17 protein-coding genes and 1 pseudogene are annotated in these 21,431 nt (G+C 70.6%); 10 read left to right on the top strand and 8 right to left on the bottom strand.

From position 1 onward, the window contains the following. Positions 1-6: 6 nt before the first annotated feature. The 3 genes from ABT137_RS12725 to ABT137_RS12715 form a co-directional block, all read right to left on the bottom strand. Positions 7-831, bottom strand: coding sequence for an ABC transporter permease (locus ABT137_RS12725; protein ID WP_351706798.1), 825 nt, complete (start codon positions 829-831; stop codon positions 7-9). After that, positions 831-1,760 carry an ABC transporter ATP-binding protein gene (locus ABT137_RS12720; RefSeq protein ID WP_351706795.1) on the bottom strand — a complete coding sequence of 310 codons (930 nt, stop codon included), beginning with the start codon at positions 1,758-1,760 and terminating at the stop codon, positions 831-833. The genes ABT137_RS12725 and ABT137_RS12720 overlap by 1 nt, the downstream gene beginning before the upstream one ends. Positions 1,761-2,317: 557 nt before the next feature. Then, positions 2,318-3,478: a serine hydrolase domain-containing protein gene (locus tag ABT137_RS12715; RefSeq protein ID WP_351706792.1), complete on the bottom strand. Its 1,161-nt coding sequence runs from the start codon at positions 3,476-3,478 to the stop codon at positions 2,318-2,320. 303 nt (positions 3,479-3,781) lie between these two features. Between ABT137_RS12715 and ABT137_RS12710 the strand changes: the two genes are divergently transcribed. Beyond that, on the top strand, positions 3,782-5,473 hold the full coding sequence (locus tag ABT137_RS12710) for an RNA polymerase sigma factor (RefSeq protein ID WP_351706789.1): 1,692 nt from the start codon (positions 3,782-3,784) through the stop codon (positions 5,471-5,473). Between the two features lie 79 nt (positions 5,474-5,552). Here ABT137_RS12710 and ABT137_RS12705 read toward each other — a convergent pair whose 3' ends face one another. Then, positions 5,553-6,230, bottom strand: coding sequence for a glycerophosphodiester phosphodiesterase (locus tag ABT137_RS12705; protein WP_351706786.1), 678 nt, complete (start codon positions 6,228-6,230; stop codon positions 5,553-5,555). A gap of 33 nt (positions 6,231-6,263) precedes the next feature. Then, positions 6,264-7,456, bottom strand: a pseudogene (locus ABT137_RS12700) (adenosine deaminase). A gap of 53 nt (positions 7,457-7,509) precedes the next feature. Here ABT137_RS12700 and ABT137_RS12695 point away from each other — a divergent pair. Beyond that, positions 7,510-8,229, top strand: coding sequence for a DUF4190 domain-containing protein (locus ABT137_RS12695; RefSeq protein WP_351706783.1), 720 nt, complete (start codon positions 7,510-7,512; stop codon positions 8,227-8,229). Positions 8,230-8,311: 82 nt separating this feature from the next. Here ABT137_RS12695 and ybiA read toward each other — a convergent pair whose 3' ends face one another. Continuing rightward, a complete protein-coding gene (gene ybiA, locus ABT137_RS12690) occupies positions 8,312-8,884 on the bottom strand; it encodes a riboflavin biosynthesis intermediates N-glycosidase (RefSeq protein WP_351706780.1) in 573 nt (190 codons plus the stop codon). A gap of 209 nt (positions 8,885-9,093) precedes the next feature. Between ybiA and ABT137_RS12685 the strand changes: the two genes are divergently transcribed. From ABT137_RS12685 to ABT137_RS12650, 8 genes are all read left to right on the top strand, one after another. Beyond that, complete coding sequence (locus tag ABT137_RS12685) at positions 9,094-10,629, top strand: gamma-aminobutyraldehyde dehydrogenase (protein WP_351706777.1); 1,536 nt, start codon at positions 9,094-9,096, stop codon at positions 10,627-10,629. Between the two features lie 52 nt (positions 10,630-10,681). Beyond that, positions 10,682-11,917 carry a polyamine ABC transporter substrate-binding protein gene (locus ABT137_RS12680; RefSeq protein WP_351706774.1) on the top strand — a complete coding sequence of 412 codons (1,236 nt, stop codon included), beginning with the start codon at positions 10,682-10,684 and terminating at the stop codon, positions 11,915-11,917. A 7-nt stretch (positions 11,918-11,924) separates the two neighbouring features. Then, complete coding sequence (locus tag ABT137_RS12675) at positions 11,925-13,070, top strand: ABC transporter ATP-binding protein (RefSeq protein ID WP_351706771.1); 1,146 nt, start codon at positions 11,925-11,927, stop codon at positions 13,068-13,070. Further along, complete coding sequence (locus tag ABT137_RS12670; RefSeq protein WP_351706768.1) at positions 13,070-14,002, top strand: ABC transporter permease; 933 nt, start codon at positions 13,070-13,072, stop codon at positions 14,000-14,002. The genes ABT137_RS12675 and ABT137_RS12670 overlap by 1 nt, the downstream gene beginning before the upstream one ends. Further along, entirely contained in the window at positions 14,003-14,803 is an 801-nt protein-coding gene (locus ABT137_RS12665; RefSeq protein WP_351706765.1) for an ABC transporter permease, read from the top strand. Positions 14,804-14,843: 40 nt separating this feature from the next. Further along, complete coding sequence (locus ABT137_RS12660; RefSeq protein ID WP_351706762.1) at positions 14,844-16,271, top strand: NAD(P)/FAD-dependent oxidoreductase; 1,428 nt, start codon at positions 14,844-14,846, stop codon at positions 16,269-16,271. 126 nt (positions 16,272-16,397) lie between these two features. Beyond that, a complete protein-coding gene (locus ABT137_RS12655) occupies positions 16,398-16,841 on the top strand; it encodes a hypothetical protein (RefSeq protein ID WP_351706759.1) in 444 nt (147 codons plus the stop codon). A gap of 192 nt (positions 16,842-17,033) precedes the next feature. Further along, complete coding sequence (locus tag ABT137_RS12650) at positions 17,034-18,809, top strand: chitinase (protein WP_351706756.1); 1,776 nt, start codon at positions 17,034-17,036, stop codon at positions 18,807-18,809. Here ABT137_RS12650 and ABT137_RS12645 read toward each other — a convergent pair. Together ABT137_RS12645 and gabT are read right to left on the bottom strand one after the other, a co-directional pair. Then, positions 18,748-19,605: a phosphatase PAP2 family protein gene (locus ABT137_RS12645; RefSeq protein WP_351706753.1), complete on the bottom strand. Its 858-nt coding sequence runs from the start codon at positions 19,603-19,605 to the stop codon at positions 18,748-18,750. The two genes, ABT137_RS12650 and ABT137_RS12645, sit on opposite strands and share 62 nt — an antisense overlap. A 222-nt stretch (positions 19,606-19,827) precedes the next feature. After that, the gene (gene gabT / locus ABT137_RS12640; protein ID WP_351706750.1) at positions 19,828-21,162 is read right to left on the bottom strand and encodes a 4-aminobutyrate--2-oxoglutarate transaminase; all 1,335 of its coding nucleotides are present in this window, start codon (positions 21,160-21,162) and stop codon (positions 19,828-19,830) included. Positions 21,163-21,431 lie beyond the last annotated feature (269 nt).

Here is a 21,431-nt window from a genome sequence, read left to right as displayed (position 1 = left end):
CCCGGGTCAGACGTCGGTCCTGACCAGCCGGTACGCCGCCCCGGCCAGGGTCAGGGCCACCCAGCCGGCGAAGACGGCGATGCCCGCGCCGGGCGAGAGGGCGTCGGAGGACTGGTGCAGGGCGTACACCGCCTGGCCCGCGTTGCTCGGGAAGTAGGGGCTGAGGGTGTCGTACCAGGAGTCGGGCAGCAGCGAGGCCAGGCCGGGCAGGATCAGCAGGATGCCGACCAGGGAGGCGATGGCCCCCGCGGAGTTGCGCAGCAGCACGCCCAGGGCCACCCCGAAGACGGCGACCAGACCGAGGTAGAGACCGGCCCCGGCCAGGCTGCGCAGCACCCCGTCGTCGCCGAGCGACAGGGAGATCTTCTCGCCGTCCAGCCCCGGCGAGCCGAGACCGAACGCGGCCAGCGCGCCGAGCGTGGTCAGGACCAGCGCGATCGGGCCGATCACCGCGGCCTTCGCCCCCAGCACCGGCAGCCGGCGCGGGACGGCGGTCAGCGTCGACCGGATCATGCCGGTGCTGTACTCGCCGGCCGACAGCAGCACCCCGAGCACGCCCACGGCCAGCGACGCGAACGTCACACCGGTCAGGGCCAGGCTGACCGCGTCGCTGTCGCCGCCGTTCCGGCCGGGCGGGCCGCCCGCCGTGGCGCCCGCGGTGTAGGTGTAGCTGGCGATCGTCCCGAACAGGACCAGCAGGAACACGGCGACCGAGAGGGTGATCCAACTGGAGCGCAGCGACCAGAACTTGGCCCACTCCGAACGCAGCACCCGGGCGCCGGTGACCTTGTACGTGGCCGGGCGGGCGGGGGCGATGCTGGTGACGGTCATCAGGCGGCCTTTCGTGCGGTGCCGGCCGGAGCGCTCTGGTACTCGACCACGTCCCGGGTGAGGTCCATGAACGCCGTCTCCAGGGAGACGGCCTGCGGGGTGAGTTCGTACAGCGGGACGCCGTGCAGCGCGGCGATCGTCCCGATCTCCCGCGCGTCCCGGCCCGCGACCAGCAGTTCCTCGGCGGACGACGAGGTGATCGTGACGTCGGGACCGGCCAGCAGCGAGCGCAGCTTCGCGGGCTCGCCGGTGACGACCTTCACGCCACCGCCGCCCGCCTCCCGGGTGAAGTCGTCGACCGTGGTGTCCGCGAGCAGCCTGCCCCGCCCGATGATCACCAGATGGTCGGCGATCAGCGCGGTCTCGCTCATCAGGTGCGAGGAGAGCATCACGGCCCGCCCCTCGTCGGCCAGTTGACGCAGCAGGTTGCGGACCCAGAGCACGCCCTCGGGGTCGAGCCCGTTGACCGGTTCGTCGAGCATCACGATCGCCGGGTCGCCGAGCAGCGCGGAGGCGATGCCGAGCCGCTGGCCCATGCCGAGCGAGAAGGCGCCGACCCGCTTGCCGGCCACACTCGTCAGCCCGGCCAGCTCGATGACCTCGTCGACCCGGCTGCGCGGGATGCCGTGCGTGTACGCGAGCGCCATCAGGTGGTTGACCGCACTGCGCCCCGGGTGGACCGACTTGGCCTCCAGGAGGGTGCCGATCTCCTGCAGCGGCGCCGAATGTCCGGCGTAGGAACGGCCGTTGACGGTGACCGAGCCGTGGGTGGGGGCGTCCAGGCCGACGATCATCCGCATGGTGGTGGACTTGCCCGCGCCGTTCGGGCCGAGGAAGCCGGTCACCTCGCCCGGCTTCACGGTGAAGCTCAGACGGTCGACGACGGTCTTGTCGCCGTAGCGCTTCGTCAGTTCGCGCGCTTCGATCATGGAGCTGGGCCTTCCTGCCTCGCACTCGGCCGCGGCCGGTCCCGGCGCGGTGTCCGTTGTCGACGGTAGGAGCGGGCGGGCCCCGGGCCCTGGGACCCCGGGGGAATCTTCGGCGGTCCACTGGTACCGGGGTACCAGTGGACCGTCATCCCCGCGGGCGACGTGGCAATGGTTCATATCTCGCACGGCCATGGCCCGGCGGCCGATTCACGGGGGCGGCTGACTTCTACGGCTACCCGGGCGCTGGTTCACTCCCTCCCGCCCCCTGACGTCGATCGCAAAAGGGAGTTCACCGGTACCCGCCTGGTGGTGGACGGCGCGGAGATCGACAACCGGGGCGCGGTCCGCACCGGGGTCATCGCCCGCGGCGGCGCCAACGTGATCGTCAAGAACTCCCGCATCCACACCCACGAGGGCGTCCTCCCCGCCGACTACCAGCCCGGTCGTCGACGCGGACGCGTCGGTCCGGGCGCGGGCCGGCCGGTCCCTCACCCTGACCGTCGACGGCACACCGACCGCCCTCACCCCGGGCACCACCTGTACCGGCGCGCTCACCCTCACCCCTGCTTGAGCGCGGCGAGCACGATCCGCTCGGCGACCGGGTTCGGGTCCTCGCTCTTCGCGTCGGTCGCGTTGACGGAGTAGACGAGGGTCCGGCTCAGGTCCCGGGTCCCGGCGATGGCCGCGCTGTAGCCGTACCGGGAGCCCGACTTGACCCAGTACACCCGGCCCTCGTAAGCGAACCGCTGAAGCCCGGCGCTGTAGGTGGCGCCCTTGATGTTCGCCGGGACCGTGAACATCTCCTCCAGCTGCGGTCCCGGCGGCACGATCCGGCCCCGGAAGAGGGAGGTCAGCAGCCGCTCCAGGTCGGCCGTCGTGGAGATCATGTCCCCGGCGGCGAACCGGTCCGCCTGGTTCCACTCGGTGACGTCCACGAACTCCGCCGTCCCGTCGGCCTTCGCCACCTTCTGGTAGCCGTGGTTGTGCGGGCCGAGGATGCGCGGGTCGGTGCCGGGGAAGTAGGTGTCCCGCATCCCGGCGGGCCGCAGCACCAGCCGCTCGGCCACGGAGGCGTACGACTGCCCGGTCACCTTCTCGATCAGCAGACCGAGCACGGTGTAGTTGATGTTGAGGTAGTCCTGCTTCTCACCCGGGCAGAACTCCGGCCCCTTCGCCACCGCCGACCGCACGACCTGCTCCGGGGTGAGGGTGTCGAAGCGGTGTGCGTACTGCGCCTCGAAGGAGTCGCCCCAGCCGTCGCCGGCCTGGATGCCGCTGGTGTGGTTCAGCAACTGCCGCACGGTGATGGGCCGGAAGGCCGGGGTGAACAGGCCCGGGAGGTAGCGCTGGACGGGTGTGTCGAGGTCGATGCGGTGCTGTGCCGCGAGTTTCAGTACGGCCGCCGCGGTCACCACCTTCGTCGTGGAACCGGCCCGGAAGCGGGCGTCCGGGTCCGCGGCCCGGCCGCTCGCCAGGTCGTGCACGCCCGCGTTGCCCCGCCAGACGCCGTCGGTGCCGCCGACCCGGACGAGCGCGGCGGTGGCGTCCGCGTCGGGCAGTCCGGCGATCGCGGCGCGCAGCGCCTCGGCGTCGGGGCCGGTGGTGGCCCGGGCGCCGGCGGGGGCCGATGCCGCGACGGCGGGGACCGCCAGCGGTCCGGCGGTGAGGGCCAGCAGGAGGGTGGCGGCGAGGGCGGTGCGCCGGGTGTGGACACGCATGCGTGGGCTCCAGGGGAGAGAGGGAGAGAGGAAGAGGGGAAGAGGGGACGGGTGGAGGGGCACGGCCATCCTCCGGGAGCGCGGCGGTCGGCCGGATCGTCCGCTGGGAGGGTGTGCGCCCCTGAGCCGCCCCCCATCAACTGCCGTTGAAAACAGGGAAGTTGAAAGGGGTCACCCCTAGGGGGCGGAGGCCGGTGAGGAGCCCGGGGCGAAAAAAGTGTTATCCCGGAACCCCGCACTCCGTCTCCACACTGTGATCCCCGACATTGCCAAGGCCACCGCTCCGGCTGAGAGGGTGCGGTTATGAGGACGGACGTGCCGGGGTCGCGGCAGTGGCGGGCCACGGTCGCGGCCGCACAGGCCGGCGACCGGCGCGCGCTGGACGAACTGGTCGAGGGCTGGCTGCCGTTGGTCTACAACGTGGTCGGCCGGGCCCTCAACGGCCACGCCGACGTCGACGACGTCGTCCAGGAGACCATGCTGCGTGCCGTCGGCAACCTCGGCACCCTGCGCGACCCGGACAGCTTCCGGTCCTGGCTGGTGGCCATCGCCATGCGGCAGATCCGGGACCGGGCGCGCCGCAGGCAGGACCGGAAACTGGACGAGGCCGTCCCGGACGGCACCGCCGACTTCGCCGAACTCACCGTGCTGCGGCTCCAGCTGGAGGGCCAGCGGCGGGAGGTCGCCGAGGCCGTGCGCTGGCTGGACGCCGAGGACCGGCAACTCGTCTCGCTGTGGTGGCTGGAGGTCTCCGGCGAACTCACCCGGCGCGAACTGGCGGCGGCCGTCGGCATCAGCCGGCAGCACGCCGCCGTCCGCGTCCAGCGGATGAAGGAACGGCTGGAGACCTCGCGCGGGATCGTGCGCGCGCTGGACGGGGCCTGCCCCGAGCTGCGCGAGCTGACCGGCCGCTGGGACGGGCGGCCCGACTCCGTCTGGCGCAAGCGGCTGGCCCGGCACATCCGGGGCTGCGGCTACTGCGGCGACACCCGCGGCTCCGTCGTACCGGCGGAACGGCTGCTGGTCGGGATCGCGCTGGTCCCGGTGCCGGTCGGCTTCACCCTGTCGCTGGCGCTCGGCGGGAAGACGGCGGTGGCGGCCACCGCCGCGACGTCCACCGGATGGTCGGCGAAGGTGCTGGGCGCGCTCACCAAGCCGGCCGTGGCGGTGACGGCGGGCGCGACGATCGTGGCGGGCGGCGCCTACGTCGTCGTACAGACGCCGCACGATCCGGCACCGCGGACCGCGGTGTCGCCGACGGCGGCCGTCTCGCGTGCGGTACCGCAGGCACCGGTGACCACTCCCTCGCCGTCCCCTTCCACCTCACCGTCCCCGTCCCCGTCCGCTTCGGCTTCGGCGAGCGCGGCGGTCTACGGCTCGGTCGTCGACGCGGCCGACACGGCACCGGACCCGGACGTGAAGCCGGGCGCGCTGCCGCACCGGCCGGAGGGCGGGATCACCAGCAGCGGCGGGGCGCACGCCGTTCTGAACCACCGCGGGGACGGAGTCACCCTCTCCGGACAGGGCTATGTGCTGGTCCGCTGGCAGATCTCGCCGCAGTACCGGGCCGGGAGCCTGGTCATGCCGTCCTGGACCGGGCTGAAGGGGAAGATCTTCCATGTGGCGTCGGGGGGCGGGCGGCGCATGGACGACCGGGTGAGTACGACGGACGCGTCCGCGACGGGGATGGGGAGCTCGGCGGTCGGGTATGCGGTGCTGCCGTCGGGGGCGCAGCAGATGTGGCAGAACGAGTACTACTACGTCGACGGCAGCGTCACGTTCACGGTGAACGAGCGGGGCGCCGACTACGGGGTGAGCGTCTTCCCGTCGTCGTGGGACGCGGTGGAGAAGGACGTGCTGTACGGGCCTCCGGACGGGGCGATCCGGTATGGGCTGGTGCGGGATGACGGGGAGGATTCGGCGCCGGTGCCGCAGTACGTGACACGGTCGGTGCCCGCTGATGCGGCGACCGTGGCGCAGAGGTCGCGGGTTTAGCGCGGGCCGGTGGGGGCTTGTCGCGCCCACGCGGCGGAGCCGCATATCGAGTACGGCCCCGCGCCCCTGACGGGGTGCTTCAGCGCAGGGAATCGAGTAGATCCACCCTGTTCGTCGTGATGGAGTCGACGCTCATCGCCAGCAGACGGCGCAGGGAGCGGCGGGTGTCCGGGGTCCAGCACGAGACCAGGTAGCCGCTGCGGTGGACGTGTTCGGCCAGGGCGTGGTCGAGCAGGGTGAAGCGGTAGTTCAGGTAACGGGGGCGGATCACGTCCAGAAGCGCGGGGCGGACCGGCGCCAGGGTCTTGCGGGTCAGGGCGATCTCGGCGGACGGGTCGGCCGCCCGGACCGCCAGCATCGTGACGGCGTCCCCCGTGTAGTAGACGCGGTCCGTCGCGTCGCACTCCCGGGCCACGGCCACGATCCTGGCCACCGCCCGCTCGCTCGGCCCGCCGGGCAGGTCGAGCATCACCCGGCTGCCCTCCGTCGCCGCCAGCGCCTTGGCGAGGGTCGGGACTCCGCCCGCGGTGAGACCGCGCACCTCGTCCGCCGACAGGCTGTGCAGCGGGCGGTCGTGCTCCCACAGCCGCTTGAGCGTGTCGTCGTGCAGGAGCACGGGAACGCCGTCACGGGTGAGCCGTACGTCGGTCTCCACCGCGTCCGCGCCCCGTTGGAGCGCGGAACGCAGGGAGTCGAGCGTGTTCTCGCGGAAGCGGTAGGGGTCGCCGCGGTGGGCCACGGCGGTCACGGTCTGCATGAGCCCATGGTGTCAGGGCTCAGTGTCGGTTCATTAAGGGGCGAGCCACGCCTTCATGTACGCGTCGATCTCGGCCGAGATCCTCGCCTTGCCCGGCAGGTCCAGGAAGGACGCCTCCACCGCGTTCTTCGCGAGGTCCGCGAGGCCGCGCTCGTCGAGGCCGAGAAGGCGGGCGGCGACCGCGTACTCGTTGTTGAGGTCGGTGCCGAACATCGGCGGGTCGTCGGAGTTGACCGTGACCAGGACACCGGCGGCCACGAAGTCCTTGATCGGGTGCTCTTCGAGGGTGCGGACCGCGCGGGTGGCGATGTTGGAGGTCGGGCACACCTCCAGGGCGATCCGGTGCTCGGCCAGGTGGGCGAGGAGCTTCGGGTCCTGCGCGGAGCTGGTGCCGTGGCCGATGCGCTCGGCGCGCAGGTGGGTCAGCGCGTCCCAGACCGTGCCGGGGCCGGTGGTCTCGCCCGCGTGCGGGACGGAGCGCAGGCCGGCCGCGATGGCCCGGTCGAAGTAGGGCTTGAACTGCGGCCGCGGCACGCCTACCTCGGGGCCGCCGAGACCGAACGAGACCAGGCCCTCCGGGCGGAGCCGGTCGTCGGTCGCGAGCCGTGCCGTCTCCTCGGCGGCCTCCAGACCCGCCTCGCCCGGGATGTCGAAGCACCAGCGCAGCACCGTGCCGAACTCGGCCTCCGCCGCCTTCCGCGCGTCCTCGATCGCGTCCATGAAGGCCCGCGCGTCGATCCCGCGCCGGGTGGACGAGAACGGGGTGATCGTCAGCTCGGCGTAGCGCACCTGCTGGCGGGCCAGGTCGCGGGCCACCTCGTAGGTGAGCAGCCGCACGTCCTCAGGCGTGCGGATCAGGTCGACCACCGACAGGTAGACCTCGATGAAGTGGGCGAAGTCCGTGAACGTGAAGTAGTCGGCCAGGGCCTCGGGGTCGGTCGGGACCTTGGAGTCGGGGTGCCGGGCGGCCAGTTCCGACACGATGCGGGGGGAGGCGGAGCCGACGTGGTGGACGTGCAGTTCGGCCTTCGGCAGCCCGGCGACGAAGGCGTGCACATCGTGCGCGTCGCGCGGGGCGGCGGGGTCGGTGTGGCGGTCGGTCTCGGTCAAGGGTTCCTCCCCGGAACGGCGCGGGCCGCCTACGGCGGGGTACGGCCGTGGGCCCGACGCGGTGATCGGCTGATCGGTAGTGCGAGGTCATCGTAGGCCGGACCGGCGTTCGACAGGACGGGGCCGTAGCATGACGGCGGCACGCGGTCGGGAGAGGGGACATCGCGAGATGGCTGACGAGGCGCCGGAGACTCCGAAGGTACGGCTGGACAAGGGGGAGGGAGCCGGGGCGGAGGCGCCGCTGGTACCGCCGCCGGTTCATGACCAGCGGACGGTCGCGGCGATACCGGGGCCCGACGGCTCCGCCGGCGCACCGCCGCAGGGCTGGGCCAACCCCTTCGCCGCGCCGTCCGACACGCCCCCGGCTCCGCCGGTGAACCCCTTCGCGGCGCCGGATCCCGCCGGACCGCCGCCCAATCCCTACGCCCCGCCCGCGCCGCAGCGACCGCAGAGCGCGGCGGTGCCGCCACCGCCGATCGCCCCGAACGGGCCGGGGCCGGTTCCGTACGGCTACCCCGGTGCCCCTGCGCCCGGTGCTCCGGTGCCGGGGTACGGCTATCCGGGCCAGCCGCTGCCGTCCTATCCGGCCGGGCCCGGGGGGTACGGCGGCTGGCCCGGGATGCAGCCGATGCCGAACAACGGGCTGGGGACGGCCGCCATGGTGACCGGGATCATCAGCGCGATCGGGTTCTGCCTGGCGCCGGTCGCGTTGGTGATGGGGGTGCTGGGGATTGTGTTCGGGGCGATCGGGCGGGGGCGGGTGAAACGCGGGGAGGCGACGAACGGCGGGCAGGCGCTGGCCGGGATCATCTGCGGATCGGCGGGGCTGGTGCTTGCCGCCGCGTTCATCACGCTGATTGTGGTGGCGGGGAGCCAGGGGAACCAATAGAGGTCGTCGTTCGGGTGCGGCTGCGTGGGGGCTGGTCGCGCCCACGCGGCGGAGCCGCATATGGATACAGCCCCGCGCCCCTTTAGGTAGGGCCGGTCCCCTCCGCCAGAAGCCGTGCCCGCGCCTCCATCAACGCGAACCCCAGCAGGTTCAGCCCCCTCCACCGCTGCGGGTCCTCCGCCCCCGCATCCGTCGCCGCCAGGCCGATACCCCACACCCGGTCCACCGGGCTCGCCTCCACCAGGACCCGGTCGCCGGTCCCCAGGAGAAAGTCCCGTAGCCCGGGCTCGGCGCCGAACTTGTGTGCGCTGCCCTCGGCGACGATTCCGAAGCGCTCCCGCTGCCATATCGCCTCGTCGAAGCCCCGGACCAGTCGGCCCGCCTTCTTCGCCGCGGCGGGGTGTGCCGCCGCCAGGACCGCGCGCTCCGCCTCCGGGTCCCCGAAGAGCCGGGCCTTTCCCGCCATCATCCAGTGCTCGGCGGTCGCGTATTCCACACCGTCGACCACGAAGGGTGACGGCCACCACTGGCTCAGACAGCTCGCCGAGATCCGCCCGTCCGGCCTCGGCCGGTGTCCCCAGAAGTGCAGGTACTTGATCCTGGCCCCCGCCTGGACCGCCCTGATCAGGGCCTCCACAGAATCGATCTTCGCCATGCACGCCAGTCTGGCAGCCACCACTGACACTCCGTCCCGGCTTTTCCCTGCCGACTCGACACCTGGTCGACAGATTCCGTCGCGTAACCAAAAGGCAACAACGGAATCACTTGTTGGTCGCCACCTGCTCTGTCAGGATCGGCAGTCAAATCGAGCTGGAGCTACGCCACCCGCCTCTCGGGACGGGGTGACGGCGGAGGAGAAGCGACATGGACAACCCGGGCACCGCCACCCCGGAGACCTTCCCCGCGCAGGAGCGGCTCGCGGGCGGCGCGCAGTACATCGCGGGCCGGTTCGCCAAGGGCACGTCAGGCCGTACGCACGCCGTCGTCGACCCGGCCACCGGCGTGGACGTGTACACGTACGAGCTGGCCGGCACCGAGGACGTCGACCGGGCCGTGGCCGCCGCGCGGGCCGCCTTTCCGGGCTGGGCCGCGACCACGCCCGGCGACCGGTCGGACGCGCTGCACCGGTTCGCCGCCGTGCTCGCCGACCGCGCCGAGGAATTCGCCCGCGCCGAGTCCCTCCAGTGCGGCAAGCCGTTGAAGCTGACGCGTGAGTTCGACGTGCCGGGGACCATCGACAACACCGCGTTCTTCGCCGGTGCCGCCCGGCATCTGCAGGGCCAGGCCGCCGCCGAGTACTCCGGTGACCACACGTCGTACATCCGCCGTGAGCCCATCGGTGTCGTCGGCTCCATCGCGCCCTGGAACTATCCGCTCCAGATGGCCGCCTGGAAGATCCTCCCGGCGATCGCCGCCGGCAACACCGTCGTGCTGAAGCCGGCCGAGCTGACCCCGCTGACGTCGCTGCTCTTCGCCGAGGCCGCCACGCTCGCCGGTATCCCGGACGGTGTGATCAACATCGTCACCGGGACCGGGAAGGTGGCCGGAGAGCACCTCGTCGGGCACCCCGACGTGGCCATGACCTCCTTCACCGGGTCCACCGGTGTCGGCAAGCGGGTCGCCGAGGTCGCCACCGCGACCGTGAAGCGGCTCCACCTGGAGCTCGGCGGCAAGGCGCCGTTCGTGGTCTTCGACGACGCGGATCTGGAGGCGGCCGTCAACGGCGCCGTCGCGGGTGCTCTCATCAACACCGGGCAGGACTGCACCGCGGCCACGCGCGCGTACGTGCAGCGGCCGCTCTACGAAGCGTTCGTGGAGCGGACGGCCGCCCTGATGGAGACCGTGCGGCTCGGGGACCCCTTCGCGCCCGGTACCGACCTCGGGCCGCTGATCTCGCACGCCCAGCGGGACCGGGTCGCCGGGTTCGTCGAGCGGGCGCGCGGCTACGCGCGCGTGGTGACCGGCGGCGAGCCCCCGCAGGACGAGCTGAAGAGCGGCGCCTACTACCGGCCCACCCTGATCGCCGACGCGCCGCAGGACAGCGAGATCGTCCAGTCCGAGATCTTCGGGCCGGTGCTGGTCGTTCTGCCGTTCGACAGTGATGATGAGGGGATCCGGCTGGCCAACGACACCCCGTACGGTCTGGCAGCCTCCGCGTGGACCGGCGGCGTCTACCGGGCGAACCGCGCGACCCGCGAGATCAAGGCGGGCTGCGTGTGGGTCAACGACCACATTCCGATCATCAGCGAGATGCCGCACGGCGGCTACAAGGCGTCCGGCTTCGGCAAGGACATGTCGGCGTACTCGTTCGAGGAGTACACCCAGGTCAAGCACGTTATGTTCGACAACACGGCGGTACCGCGGAAGGACTGGCACCGCACGATCTTCGGGGACCGATAGTCAGATCTCCGGCCGCTCATCACGGCCCCCTTCCCGAAAGGGCATCAAGCGCATGAGGCAGTACGAGCCCGACCGCCCGACCCCGGTCGAAGTGGCCGCGATGCGGCGCAGTCTCCGCACCGGCCGGGCCGCCCTGGCCCGCCGGTCGTTCCTGGGCGGCGCGCTCGCGGTGGGCGGCGTCGGGGCGCTGAGCGCCTGCGGCATCCCCGCGGCCGGCAAGTCCCAGGGCGGGGTCTCCGCCGACGACCACTCGGCCACGGAGAAGGTCGTCAACTTCTCCAACTGGCCTGAGTACATCGACGTCGACGACAGCGGGAAGAACCATCCGACGCTGGACGCGTTCCGCAAGCGGACCGGCATCACGGTCAAGTACACCGAGGACATCAACGACAACGACGAGTTCTTCGGCAAGATCCAGCCGCAGCTCGCCGCCGGCCAGGACACCGGCCGCGACCTGATCGTCCTCACCGACTGGCTGGCCGCCCGCATGATCCGGCTCGGCTACGTCCAGAAGCTGGACGCGTCCAACCTGCCGCACGCCTTCGCCAACCTGTCGGACCAGTTCCGCAGCCCCGACTGGGACCCGGGCCGGGCCTACTCGTACCCCTGGCAGGGCATCTCGACGGTCGTCGCCTTCAACAAGAAGGCGCTGAACGGCGTCGAGGTGAAGTCGGTCTCCGACCTGCTCGACAACCCCGCGCTCAAGGGCCGGGTCGGGCTGCTGACGGAGATGCGCGACACCGTCGGCATGACCATGCTCGACATGGGCATCGACCCGGCGACGTTCACCGGGGACGACTACGACGCGGTGATCGCCCGGCTCCAGAAGGCCGTCGACAAGGGGCAGATCCGCCGGTTCACCGGCAACGACTACACCTCGGACCTCAGCAAGGGCGACCTGGCCGCATGTGTCGCCTGGGGCGGCGACATCGTGCAGCTCCAGGCGGACAACCCGGACGTCGCGTACGTCATCCCGGACAGCGGCTACATGACGTCGACCGACAACATGCTGATCCCGAACAAGGCGCGCCACAAGACGAACGCCGAGCGGCTCATCGACTACTACTACGAGCCCCAGCAGGCCGCGGAACTCGCCGCCTACATCAACTACGTCTCCCCGGTCGCGGACGTGCAGCCGTACCTCGCCAAGATCGACAAGTCGGCGGCCAGCAACCCGCTGATCGTTCCCGACAAGGCCATGCAGGCCAAGTCCCGTGCCTTCCGCTCCCTGAGCTCGAAGGAAGAGACGGCCTACCAGCAGAAGTTCGCGAAGCTCACAGGGGCGTGACGACACCATGACGACAGACAGCAGCGGCGACGTCCGCCTCACCGGCATCGGCAAGACCTACGACAACGGCTTCACCGCCGTACAGCCGATGGACCTGACCGTGCCGCAGGGTTCCTTCTTCGCCCTCCTCGGTGCCTCGGGCTGCGGCAAGACCACCACCCTGCGCATGATCGCGGGGCTTGAGGAGCCGACCACCGGCACCGTGCACCTCGGCGACCAGGACGTGACCCATCTGCCGCCGTACAAGAGGCCGGTGAACACGGTCTTCCAGTCCTACGCCCTCTTCCCGCACCTCGACATCTTCGAGAACGTCGCCTTCGGCCTGCGCCGGCGCGGCATCAAGAGCGTGAAGAAGCAGGTCGAGGACATGCTGGAGCTGGTCCAGCTCGGCGAGCAGGCGCGCAAGAAGCCGCACCAGCTCTCCGGCGGCCAGCAGCAGCGCGTCGCGGTGGCCCGCGCGCTGATCAACCACCCCAAGGTGCTCCTCCTCGACGAGCCGCTCGGCGCCCTCGACCTCAAGCTGCGCCGTCAGATGCAGCTGGAGCTCAAGCGGATCCAGACCGAGGTCGGCATCACCTTCGTGCACGTCACGCACGACCAGGAGGAGGCCATGACCATGGCCGACACGGTCGCCGTGATGAACGCGGGACGCGTCGAGCAGCTCGGCTCGCCGGCCGACCTCTACGAGAACCCGAACACCACCTTCGTCGCGAACTTCCTCGGCACCTCGAACCTGATCGAGGCCGAGGTCGACACGAAGAGCGGGGACGACATCATCCTCAAGGCCGGCGGCGGGAAGCTGGTGCTGCCCGAGGCGCGATGTTCGGCGCCGACCACGACCGGCGGCAAGGTGCTGGTCGGGATCCGGCCCGAGAAGATCTCCCTCACGCACGCCGACGACGCGGGCTCCATCCCCGAGGGCCGCAACCGCATCACCGGCAAGGTCGTCGACGCCAGCTTCATCGGCGTCTCCACGCAGTACGTCATCGACAGCCCGGTCTGCGACGAATTCGCGGTGTACGTGCAGAACATCGAGCGCGACGGGCGGCTCGTCCCCGGTGCCGACGTCGTCCTGCACTGGCGCCCGGCCCACACCTTCGGCCTCGACGCCGCCCAGGACATCGACGCCGGCACCGAGGAGGAGGCCGCCTGATGGCCACGCTCTCCGAGGCGCCCCCGCCGCTGGCGGCCGCCGAACCCGAGACGAAGAAGGCCCCGCGCAAGCGCGGCAGATGGACCCCCTACTGGCTGCTGCTGCCCGGCATCCTCTGGCTGGTCGTCTTCTTCGCCCTGCCGATGATCTACCAGGGGTCCACGTCGATCCAGACGGGCTCCCTGGAAGAGGGCTACAAGGTCACCTGGCACTTCGTGACCTACTGGGACGCGCTGAGCGAGTACTGGCCGCAGTTCCTCAGGTCCGTCTTCTACGCGGCCGCCGCGACCGTGCTGTGTCTGCTGCTCGGCTACCCGCTGGCGTATCTCATCGCCTTCCGCGCCGGCCGCTGGCGGAACCTGATCATGATCCTGGTGATCGCACCGTTCTTCACCAGCTTCCTGATCCGCACCCTGGCCTGGAAGACGATCCTCGCCGACAACGGCCCGGTCGTGCACGTCCTGAACTCGCTGCACATCCTGAGTGTCACCGACTTCCTCGGCTGGACGGCCGGCGACCGCGTGCTGGCCACCCCGCTCGCCGTGGTCTGCGGTCTGACGTACAACTTCCTGCCCTTCATGATCCTGCCGCTCTACACCTCGCTGGAGCGGATCGACGGACGGCTGCACGAGGCCGCCGGCGACCTGTACGCCAAGCCGTGGACGACGTTCCGGAAGGTCACCTTCCCGCTGTCGATGCCGGGCGTGGTCTCCGGCACGCTGCTGACCTTCATCCCGGCGGCCGGTGACTACGTCAACGCCGAACTCCTCGGCTCGACCGACACCCGCATGATCGGAAACGTGATCCAGACGCAGTTCCTGCGAATTCTCGACTATCCGACGGCGGCCGCGCTCTCCTTCATCCTCATGGCCGCGATCCTCGCCATGGTCACGATCTATATTCGCCGGTCCGGGACGGAGGACTTGGTCTAAATGCCCTTCGTCAACTTGCTCAAGAAGAATCTCGTCGTCATCGCGGGACTGCTGACCCTCGGATATCTCCTTCTTCCGAACGTCATCGTCACGGTGTTCTCCTTCAACAAACCGAAGGGGCGCTTCAACTACGAATGGCAGCAGTTCTCGCTGGACGCCTGGAAGCAGCCGTGCGGGGTCGCCGACATGTGCGGCTCGCTCTCCATCAGCCTCCGGATCGCCGCCCTGGCGACGATCGGCGCCACCGTGCTCGGCACGATGATCGCCTTCGCGCTGGTCCGCTACCGATTCCGCGCCCGCGGCGCCGTCAACTCGCTGATCTTCCTGCCGATGGCGATGCCCGAGGTCGTCATGGCGGCCTCGCTGCTCACCCTGTTCCTCAACATGGGCGCCCAACTGGGCTTCTACACCATCCTGATCGCCCACATCATGTTCTGCCTCAGCTTCGTCGTCACCGCGGTCAAGGCGCGCGTGATGTCGATGGACCCGCGCCTGGAGGAGGCGGCCCGCGACCTCTACGCCGGACCGGTGCAGACGTTCGTCAGGGTCACCCTCCCCATCGCGGCCCCCGGAATCGCGGCGGGCGCGCTGCTCTCCTTCGCGCTCTCCTTCGACGATTTCATCATCACCAATTTCAACGCGGGCTCCACCGTCACCTTCCCCATGTTCGTCTGGGGTTCGGCACAGCGCGGCACGCCCGTCCAGATCAATGTCATCGGTACGGCCATGTTCCTGGTCGCCGTACTGTTCGTCCTGGCATCGATGCTCATCAACAACCGTCGCAACAGGCAAAAGGCATAACCGCATAACCCTTGATTGACTCTGTAGGGAGTTGAAAATCATGGCCCCAAGCGCCATGAGCCGTCAGGCAGATTGGACCAAGTCTCTTTCCGAAGCACAGCCGGTCCCGTACTGGCTGGAAGACCCCGGCAAGCCCCACCCCGAGCCCGCGCTGACCGGCGCCGACACCTGCGACCTGCTGGTCGTCGGCGGCGGCTACAGCGGACTGTGGACCGCGCTCAACGCCAAGGAGCGCGACCCCGGGCGCGAGGTGGTCCTGCTGGAAGGCCACGAGGTGGGCTGGGCCGCCTCGGGCCGCAACGGCGGCTTCTGCGCCGCCTCCCTCACCCACGGGCTGCCCAACGGCCTCGCCCGCTGGCCCGGGGAGATCCACCGACTGCAGGAGCTGGGCCTGCGCAACCTCGACGAGATCGAGGCCGCCGTCGCCCGGCACGGCATCGACTGCGAGTTCGAACGCACCGGCGAGATCGACGTCGCCACCGAGACCTACCAGGCCTGGGAGCTCCGCGACTGGCACAGACAACTGGAGCAGCGGGGCCTCGCGGACGGCATCGAGTTCCTCGACGCCGACGCGGTCCGCGAGCAGGTCGCCTCGCCCACCTTCGAGGCGGGCCTGTTCGACCGTCGCGGCGTGGCCATGCTGCACCCGGCCAAGCTCGCCTGGGGCCTCAAGCAGGCCTGCCTCGCGCTCGGCGTCCGGGTGTACGAGCACACGCCCGCCCTCGCCCTGAAGGCCTACGGCGCCGGCATGGCCGTACGCACCCCGTACGGGGCGGTCCGCGCCCGGCAGGTCGCGCTCGCCACCAACATCTTCCCGAACCTGCTCAAGCGGGTCCGCGCCTACACCGTCCCGGTCTACGACTACGCCCTGATGACCGAGCCGCTCACCGCCGAGCAGCTGGGCGCGATCGGCTGGAAGAACCGGCAGGGCCTCGGCGACTCCGCCAACCAGTTCCACTACTTCCGGCTGTCGGCCGACAACCGCATCCTGTGGGGCGGCTACGACGCCATCCACCACTACGGCGGCCGGGTGCGCCGCGAGTACGACGACCGTCCGGAGACCTACGCCAAGCTCGCCGGGCACTTCTTCACCTGCTTCCCGCAGCTGGAGGGCGTCCGTTTCACGCACGCGTGGGGCGGCGCGATCGACACCTGCTCGCGTTTCTCGGCGTTCTTCGGCGCCGCGCACCAGGGGCGGGTCGCGTACGCGGCCGGGTACACCGGCCTGGGCGTCGGCGCCAGCCGGTTCGGCGCCGACGTGATGCTGGACCTGCTGGCCGGGGAGGAGACCGAGCGCACCCGGCTGGAGATGGTCCGCAAGAAGCCGCTGCCGTTCCCGCCCGAGCCGTTCGCCTGGACCGGCATCGCCCTCACCAAGTGGTCGCTGGCCCGCGCCGACGCCCACGGCGGCCGCCGCAACCTGTGGCTGCGGGCGATGGACCGGCTGGGGCTGGGCTTCGACAGCTGAGCCGGTTCGACATGTGATCCAGCTCACTTCAAAACGGTGCCGAAACCCGCGTAATGCCTCCGGAAGACCTCCCTCTCTCCCCGTGACGCGACGCCGCGTCGACGAGTGAGATGGGGAGGTCTTCTGATGACTGGGGCGAAGACGGCGGTCGAGTGGCTGGCATCCGTCGCACCGGATCCCGAGGCCTGCCGCTGGGAATGGGAGCGCAACCCGCTAGGGGTCGCGCTGCTGCCCGCCGGCAGGGCCTGGGACGTACTGATCCTGCCGGGCGAGCTCGGCTATCCGACTCTCGACGTGCTCACCCGCGTCCTCGACCAACCGGGGCCTGTCCTGGTCGACTTCGGGGACGATCGGGTGGGCTTCTTCGTGCCGCCCGGCACGGCCGCCCGGTGGCTCGGCACCGGGATCCGCACGGCGGGCGCCGGCACCTGGATCGTCGTGCCGTATCCCGGCCGGTCGACCCAGGGGGTGCGGTGGCTGGTGGCGCCGGACGGGTCGGGGACGCTGACGGATCCGGCTCTGCTGGAGCTGGCCATGCATGAGGCGGCGGCGGGGTTGGCCGACGACTGAGCGCCGTTCGCGTGTCGGTTGTCGGTCGTCTGCGGCTGCGTCGTGGCTGGTCGCGCAGTTCCCCGCGCCCCTTCGGGGCGCTGTCGCAGGTCTTGACAACTGAATTGGTCTGGACCAAGTTGAGCGCGCACCCCACCTCCAAATCCCCCATCCCCGGAGGCACTTGTGGTTCGCGCGAGACCTGTCCTCACCATGCTCACGGCCGCGTTGCTGGCCGTACCCGGTATCACCGCGCTCTCGTCGGCCGCCCGTGCGGCCGACGCGGACCTCGCCGTCAACGGCGGGTTCGAATCGGGCCTCTCCGGCTGGACCTGCACGGCGGGCAGCGGCACGACGGTCAACTCGCCCGTGCGCAGCGGCAGTTCCGCGCTGCAGGCGACCCCGGCCGGCAGTGACAACGCTCAGTGCGCGCAGACCGTGACCGTCAAGCCGAGTTCGCAGTACACCCTGTCCGGCTACGTCCGTGGCTCCTACGTCTACCTGGGCGCGAGCGGCACCGGCACCACCGACGTCTCCACCTGGACCCAGTCCGCCCCCGACTGGCAGAAACTCACCACCACCTTCACCACCGGCGCCTCGACCACCAAGGTCACCATCTACACCCACGGCTGGTACGGCACCGGCGCCTACTACGCCGACGACGTGTCGCTGGTCGGACCGGGCGCCGCCACGGGCCAGCCGCCGGCCGCGCCCACCGGCCTCTCCACCGGCACGATCACGTCCTCCAGCGTGGCCCTGTCCTGGACCGCGGTCACCGGCGCGACGAGCTACGCGGTCTACCGGGACGGGACCAAGGTCCAGACGGCGACCGGGACGTCGGCCACCGTGACCGGGCTGAACCCGTCGACGGCGTACAGCTTCCAGGTCACCGCCGTGAACGACGCCGGCGAATCCGCGAAGTCGGCCGCGGTGACGGCCACCACGACCGCGGGCTCCTCCGGAGGCTCCACCGACCTGCCCACGCACGCCCTGGTCGGCTACCTCCACTCCTCCTTCGCCAACGGCGCCGGCTACACCCGGCTCGCCGACGTCCCCGACAGCTGGGACGTCATCGACCTGGCCTTCGGCGAACCGACCTCGGCCACCTCCGGGGACATCCGCTTCAACCGCTGCCCGGTCACCGAGTGCGCGAACGTCGAGAGCGACGCCGACTTCAAGGCGGCGATCAAGGCCAAGCAGGCGGCCGGAAAGAAGGTGCTGATATCGATCGGCGGCGCCAACGGCCAGGTCCAGCTCACCACGACCGCCGCCCGGGACACCTTCGTCTCCTCCGTCTCGAACATCATCGACACCTACGGCCTCGACGGCCTGGACATCGACTTCGAGGGCCACTCGCTCTCCCTGGACGCGAGCGACACGGACTTCAAGAACCCGACGACCCCGGTGATCGTCAACCTCATCTCCGCGCTGAAGACCCTCAAGGCCAAGTACGGATCGAAGTTCGTGCTGTCCATGGCGCCCGAGACGTTCTTCGTGCAGATGGGCTACCAGTACTACGGCACCGGCAAGTGGGGCGGCCAGGACCCGCGCTGCGGGGCGTACCTCCCGGTCATCTACGCCCTCCGCGACGACCTCACCCTGCTGCACGTCCAGGACTACAACTCGGGCTCGATCATGGGCCTCGACAACCAGTACCACTCCATGGGCGGCGCCGACTTCCACATCGCCATGACGGACATGCTGCTCACCGGCTTCCCGGTGGCGGGCGACGCCAACAACGTCTTCCCGCCGCTGCGTCCCGACCAGATCGCGATCGGCATGCCGGCGTCGACCAACGCCGGCAACGGCTACGTGGCGCCGTCCGAGGTCACCAAGACCCTGGACTGCCTGACGAAGAAGACGAACTGCGGCTCGTACGCCACCCACGGCACCTGGCCGGCCCTGCGCGGCCTGATGACCTGGTCGATCAACTGGGACCGGTTCTCGAACTGGGAGTTCCAGAAGAACTTCGACGCGTACTTCGGCTGAGCAGCAGCCTCAGGGACGTCAGCAGGACGGTGGCCAGGCACCAGCTGGCCACCACGTCCAGCGGCCAGTGCCAGCCGCGGCGGACCAGGCCGTAGGAGACGCCGAGGACCAGGGCCGCGCAGACGGCGACGGCGGTCCGGCGGGCGGCGGCGGACGTGAGCCAGGGGAGGAGGAGCAGGGTCGCGGAGCCGTACGCGATCGAGGCTGTCGCCGTGTGGCCGGAGGGGAAGTAGCCGACCGCCGGGGGCACCACCGGGGTCCCCGGACGGGCGGTCCAGTCCTTGAGCGGCACGATGATCGCCGGGACCAGGGCCATCAGGACGGCGGCGGCCGTGGGCGGCAGCCACCACCGGTCTGTACCAGTGGCACGGCCGCGCCGGGCGACGTACGCGATGACGAGCACCAGGACCGGGACCGCGACCTGCACGTTCCCGAGGTCGGAGAGGAGTTCGGAGAACCGGTCCGGGTGGACGAGTGCGCTGCTCAGGCGGCTGTCCAGGCGGAGCAGGGGGCCGTGGGCCACGACCTGCCAGGTGATCAGCGCGAAGAGGAGGGCCGGAAGGCCCAGAAGCCCCAGGAGTCCCGGGAGGGGAAAACGAAGGAAGGAGGTCGGCCGCCCCGGAACAGGGGGGGTGGTTCCGAGGCGGCCGTCCGGATCGGAACGCCGCGCGCCCCGGGGGGTTTGGGGCGGGCGACCGTCCGATCGGTGAGGAGATCCGGAGCCGGAGGCCCCGGTTGTGTGCGCGAGGGCACGACCAGGTCGAAGCTGGGGAGGCCCCGGCCTGAAATCGCCCACAGTCCCCTGTGGGCGGGGTGTATCTCTCATCTGGGTAGAACCTACGGCAGGGTCCGGTGCGGCGACAGGCGGAATCGCGTCCCGTCATCCACCTCGCACACCTTCTTCACACGGCCTGACGGGGGCCGCCCCAGCCCCCCACATCACGCCAGGTGGGAAGGGTGGGGCGGTGGTGACACAGGGGTTCGAGACCCTTTGCGCGGGCTGGGAGAAGCCTGTGGCTCAGATCCGCGCGAAGGCCTGCTCGATGATGTCGAGGCCCTCGTTGAGGAGGTCCTCGCCGATGACCAGCGGGGGCAGGAAGCGGAGCACGTTGCCGTAGGTGCCACAGGTCAGGACCAGCAGTCCCTCCTGGTGGCAGGCCTTGGCGAGGGCCGCGGTGGCCTCCGGGTTCGGCTCCTTGGTGGCGCGGTCCTTGACCAGCTCGATGGCGATCATCGCGCCCCGGCCGCGCACGTCGCCGATGACGTCGAACTTCTCGGCCATGGCGGCGAGGCGAGGCTTCATGATCGACTCGATGTTCTTCGCCTTGGCGTTGAGGTCGAGCTCCTTCATGGTCTCGATGGCCCCGAGCGCCCCGGCGCAGGCGACCGGGTTGCCGCCGTAGGTGCCGCCGAGCCCGCCGGCGTGCGCGGCGTCCATGATCTCGGCACGGCCGGTCACGGCGGCCAGCGGCAGACCGCCGGCGATGCCCTTGGCCGTGGTGATCAGGTCCGGGACGATGCCCTCGTCCTCGCACGCGAACCACTGGCCCGTACGGCAGAACCCGGACTGGATCTCGTCCGCGACGAACACGATCCCGTTGTCCTTGGCGAACTGGCTGATCGCCGGCAGGAAGCCCTTCGCCGGCTCGATGAAGCCGCCCTCGCCGAGCACCGGCTCGATGATGATCGCGGCGACGTTGTCGGCGCCGATCTGCTTGCTGATCTGGTCGATGGCCTGGGCGGCGGCCTCCGGGCCGGCGTTCTCCGGGCCGGTGAGCCAGCGGTAGGCGTAGGCGACCGGAACGCGGTACACCTCGGGCGCGAACGGACCGAAGCCGTGCTTGTACGGCATGTTCTTCGAGGTCAGCGCCATGGTGAGGTTGGTCCGGCCGTGGTACCCGTGGTCGAACACGACGACGGCCTGGCGCTTGGTGTAGGCACGCGCGATCTTCACGGCGTTCTCGACGGCCTCGGCGCCGGAGTTGAACAGCGCGGACTTCTTGGCGTGGTCACCCGGGGTGAGCTCCGCGAGGGCCTCGGCGACCTCCACGTAGCCCTCGTACGGGGTGACCATGAAACAGGTGTGGGTGAAGTCGGCCAGCTGGGCGCTCGCGCGGCGTACGACGGCCTCGGCCGAGGCACCGACGGAGGTCACGGCGATGCCGGAACCGAAGTCGATGAGGCGGTTGCCGTCGACGTCCTCGATGATCCCGCCGCCCGCACGCGCGGTGAAGACGGGCAGCACCGAGCCCACACCCTGGGCCACCGCTGCGAGACGGCGGGACTGCAGCTCCTGCGACTTCGGGCCGGGGATGGCGGTGACGACGCGGCGCTCCTGCGGAAGTGCGGTCATGGGGGCTCCCTGATGAGTGGTGCGAACCGATGCGTGCCGGGCGCGTCCCGTCCGGTTGCTCCGGTGGTGCGTTTTCGGACGCTTTCCTTCTTTCTTCGCAGGCTAGGGCCGGGTGTGGGAGGTGGGCATGCTCCATGTGGGCGTTGTCGGAGAGTGACGTTGTCCGTGATGGACATAGTGCGGTCGGGGGGTCGGTGCCCGGCCGGACGGCTCCTCGGCCGCGTAAGCGGTGAACTCCCCTTGCGAGGGCGTTAGATTGGCCGCTGACG

The organism is Streptomyces sp. NPDC001980, assembly GCF_040296885.1.
Taxonomy (GTDB): Bacteria; Actinomycetota; Actinomycetes; order Streptomycetales; family Streptomycetaceae; genus Streptomyces.
This window is presented reverse-complemented; position numbering and strand designations above follow the sequence as displayed.

Coding starts and splice junctions, on each gene's coding strand:
- ABT137_RS12675 (WP_351706771.1), top strand. CDS start 11,925: ATGACGACAGACAGCAGCGGCGACGTCCGCCTCACCGGCATCGGCAAG.
- ABT137_RS12655 (WP_351706759.1), top strand. CDS start 16,398: ATGACTGGGGCGAAGACGGCGGTCGAGTGGCTGGCATCCGTCGCACCG.
- ABT137_RS12715 (WP_351706792.1), bottom strand. CDS start 3,478: ATGCGTGTCCACACCCGGCGCACCGCCCTCGCCGCCACCCTCCTGCTG.
- ABT137_RS12670 (WP_351706768.1), top strand. CDS start 13,070: ATGGCCACGCTCTCCGAGGCGCCCCCGCCGCTGGCGGCCGCCGAACCC.
- ABT137_RS12685 (WP_351706777.1), top strand. CDS start 9,094: ATGGACAACCCGGGCACCGCCACCCCGGAGACCTTCCCCGCGCAGGAG.
- ABT137_RS12680 (WP_351706774.1), top strand. CDS start 10,682: ATGAGGCAGTACGAGCCCGACCGCCCGACCCCGGTCGAAGTGGCCGCG.
- ABT137_RS12720 (WP_351706795.1), bottom strand. CDS start 1,760: ATGATCGAAGCGCGCGAACTGACGAAGCGCTACGGCGACAAGACCGTC.
- ABT137_RS12705 (WP_351706786.1), bottom strand. CDS start 6,230: ATGCAGACCGTGACCGCCGTGGCCCACCGCGGCGACCCCTACCGCTTC.
- ABT137_RS12695 (WP_351706783.1), top strand. CDS start 7,510: ATGGCTGACGAGGCGCCGGAGACTCCGAAGGTACGGCTGGACAAGGGG.
- ABT137_RS12710 (WP_351706789.1), top strand. CDS start 3,782: ATGAGGACGGACGTGCCGGGGTCGCGGCAGTGGCGGGCCACGGTCGCG.
- ABT137_RS12650 (WP_351706756.1), top strand. CDS start 17,034: ATGCTCACGGCCGCGTTGCTGGCCGTACCCGGTATCACCGCGCTCTCG.
- ABT137_RS12665 (WP_351706765.1), top strand. CDS start 14,003: ATGCCCTTCGTCAACTTGCTCAAGAAGAATCTCGTCGTCATCGCGGGA.
- ABT137_RS12660 (WP_351706762.1), top strand. CDS start 14,844: ATGGCCCCAAGCGCCATGAGCCGTCAGGCAGATTGGACCAAGTCTCTT.
- ybiA (WP_351706780.1), bottom strand. CDS start 8,884: ATGGCGAAGATCGATTCTGTGGAGGCCCTGATCAGGGCGGTCCAGGCG.
- ABT137_RS12725 (WP_351706798.1), bottom strand. CDS start 831: ATGACCGTCACCAGCATCGCCCCCGCCCGCCCGGCCACGTACAAGGTC.
- gabT (WP_351706750.1), bottom strand. CDS start 21,162: ATGACCGCACTTCCGCAGGAGCGCCGCGTCGTCACCGCCATCCCCGGC.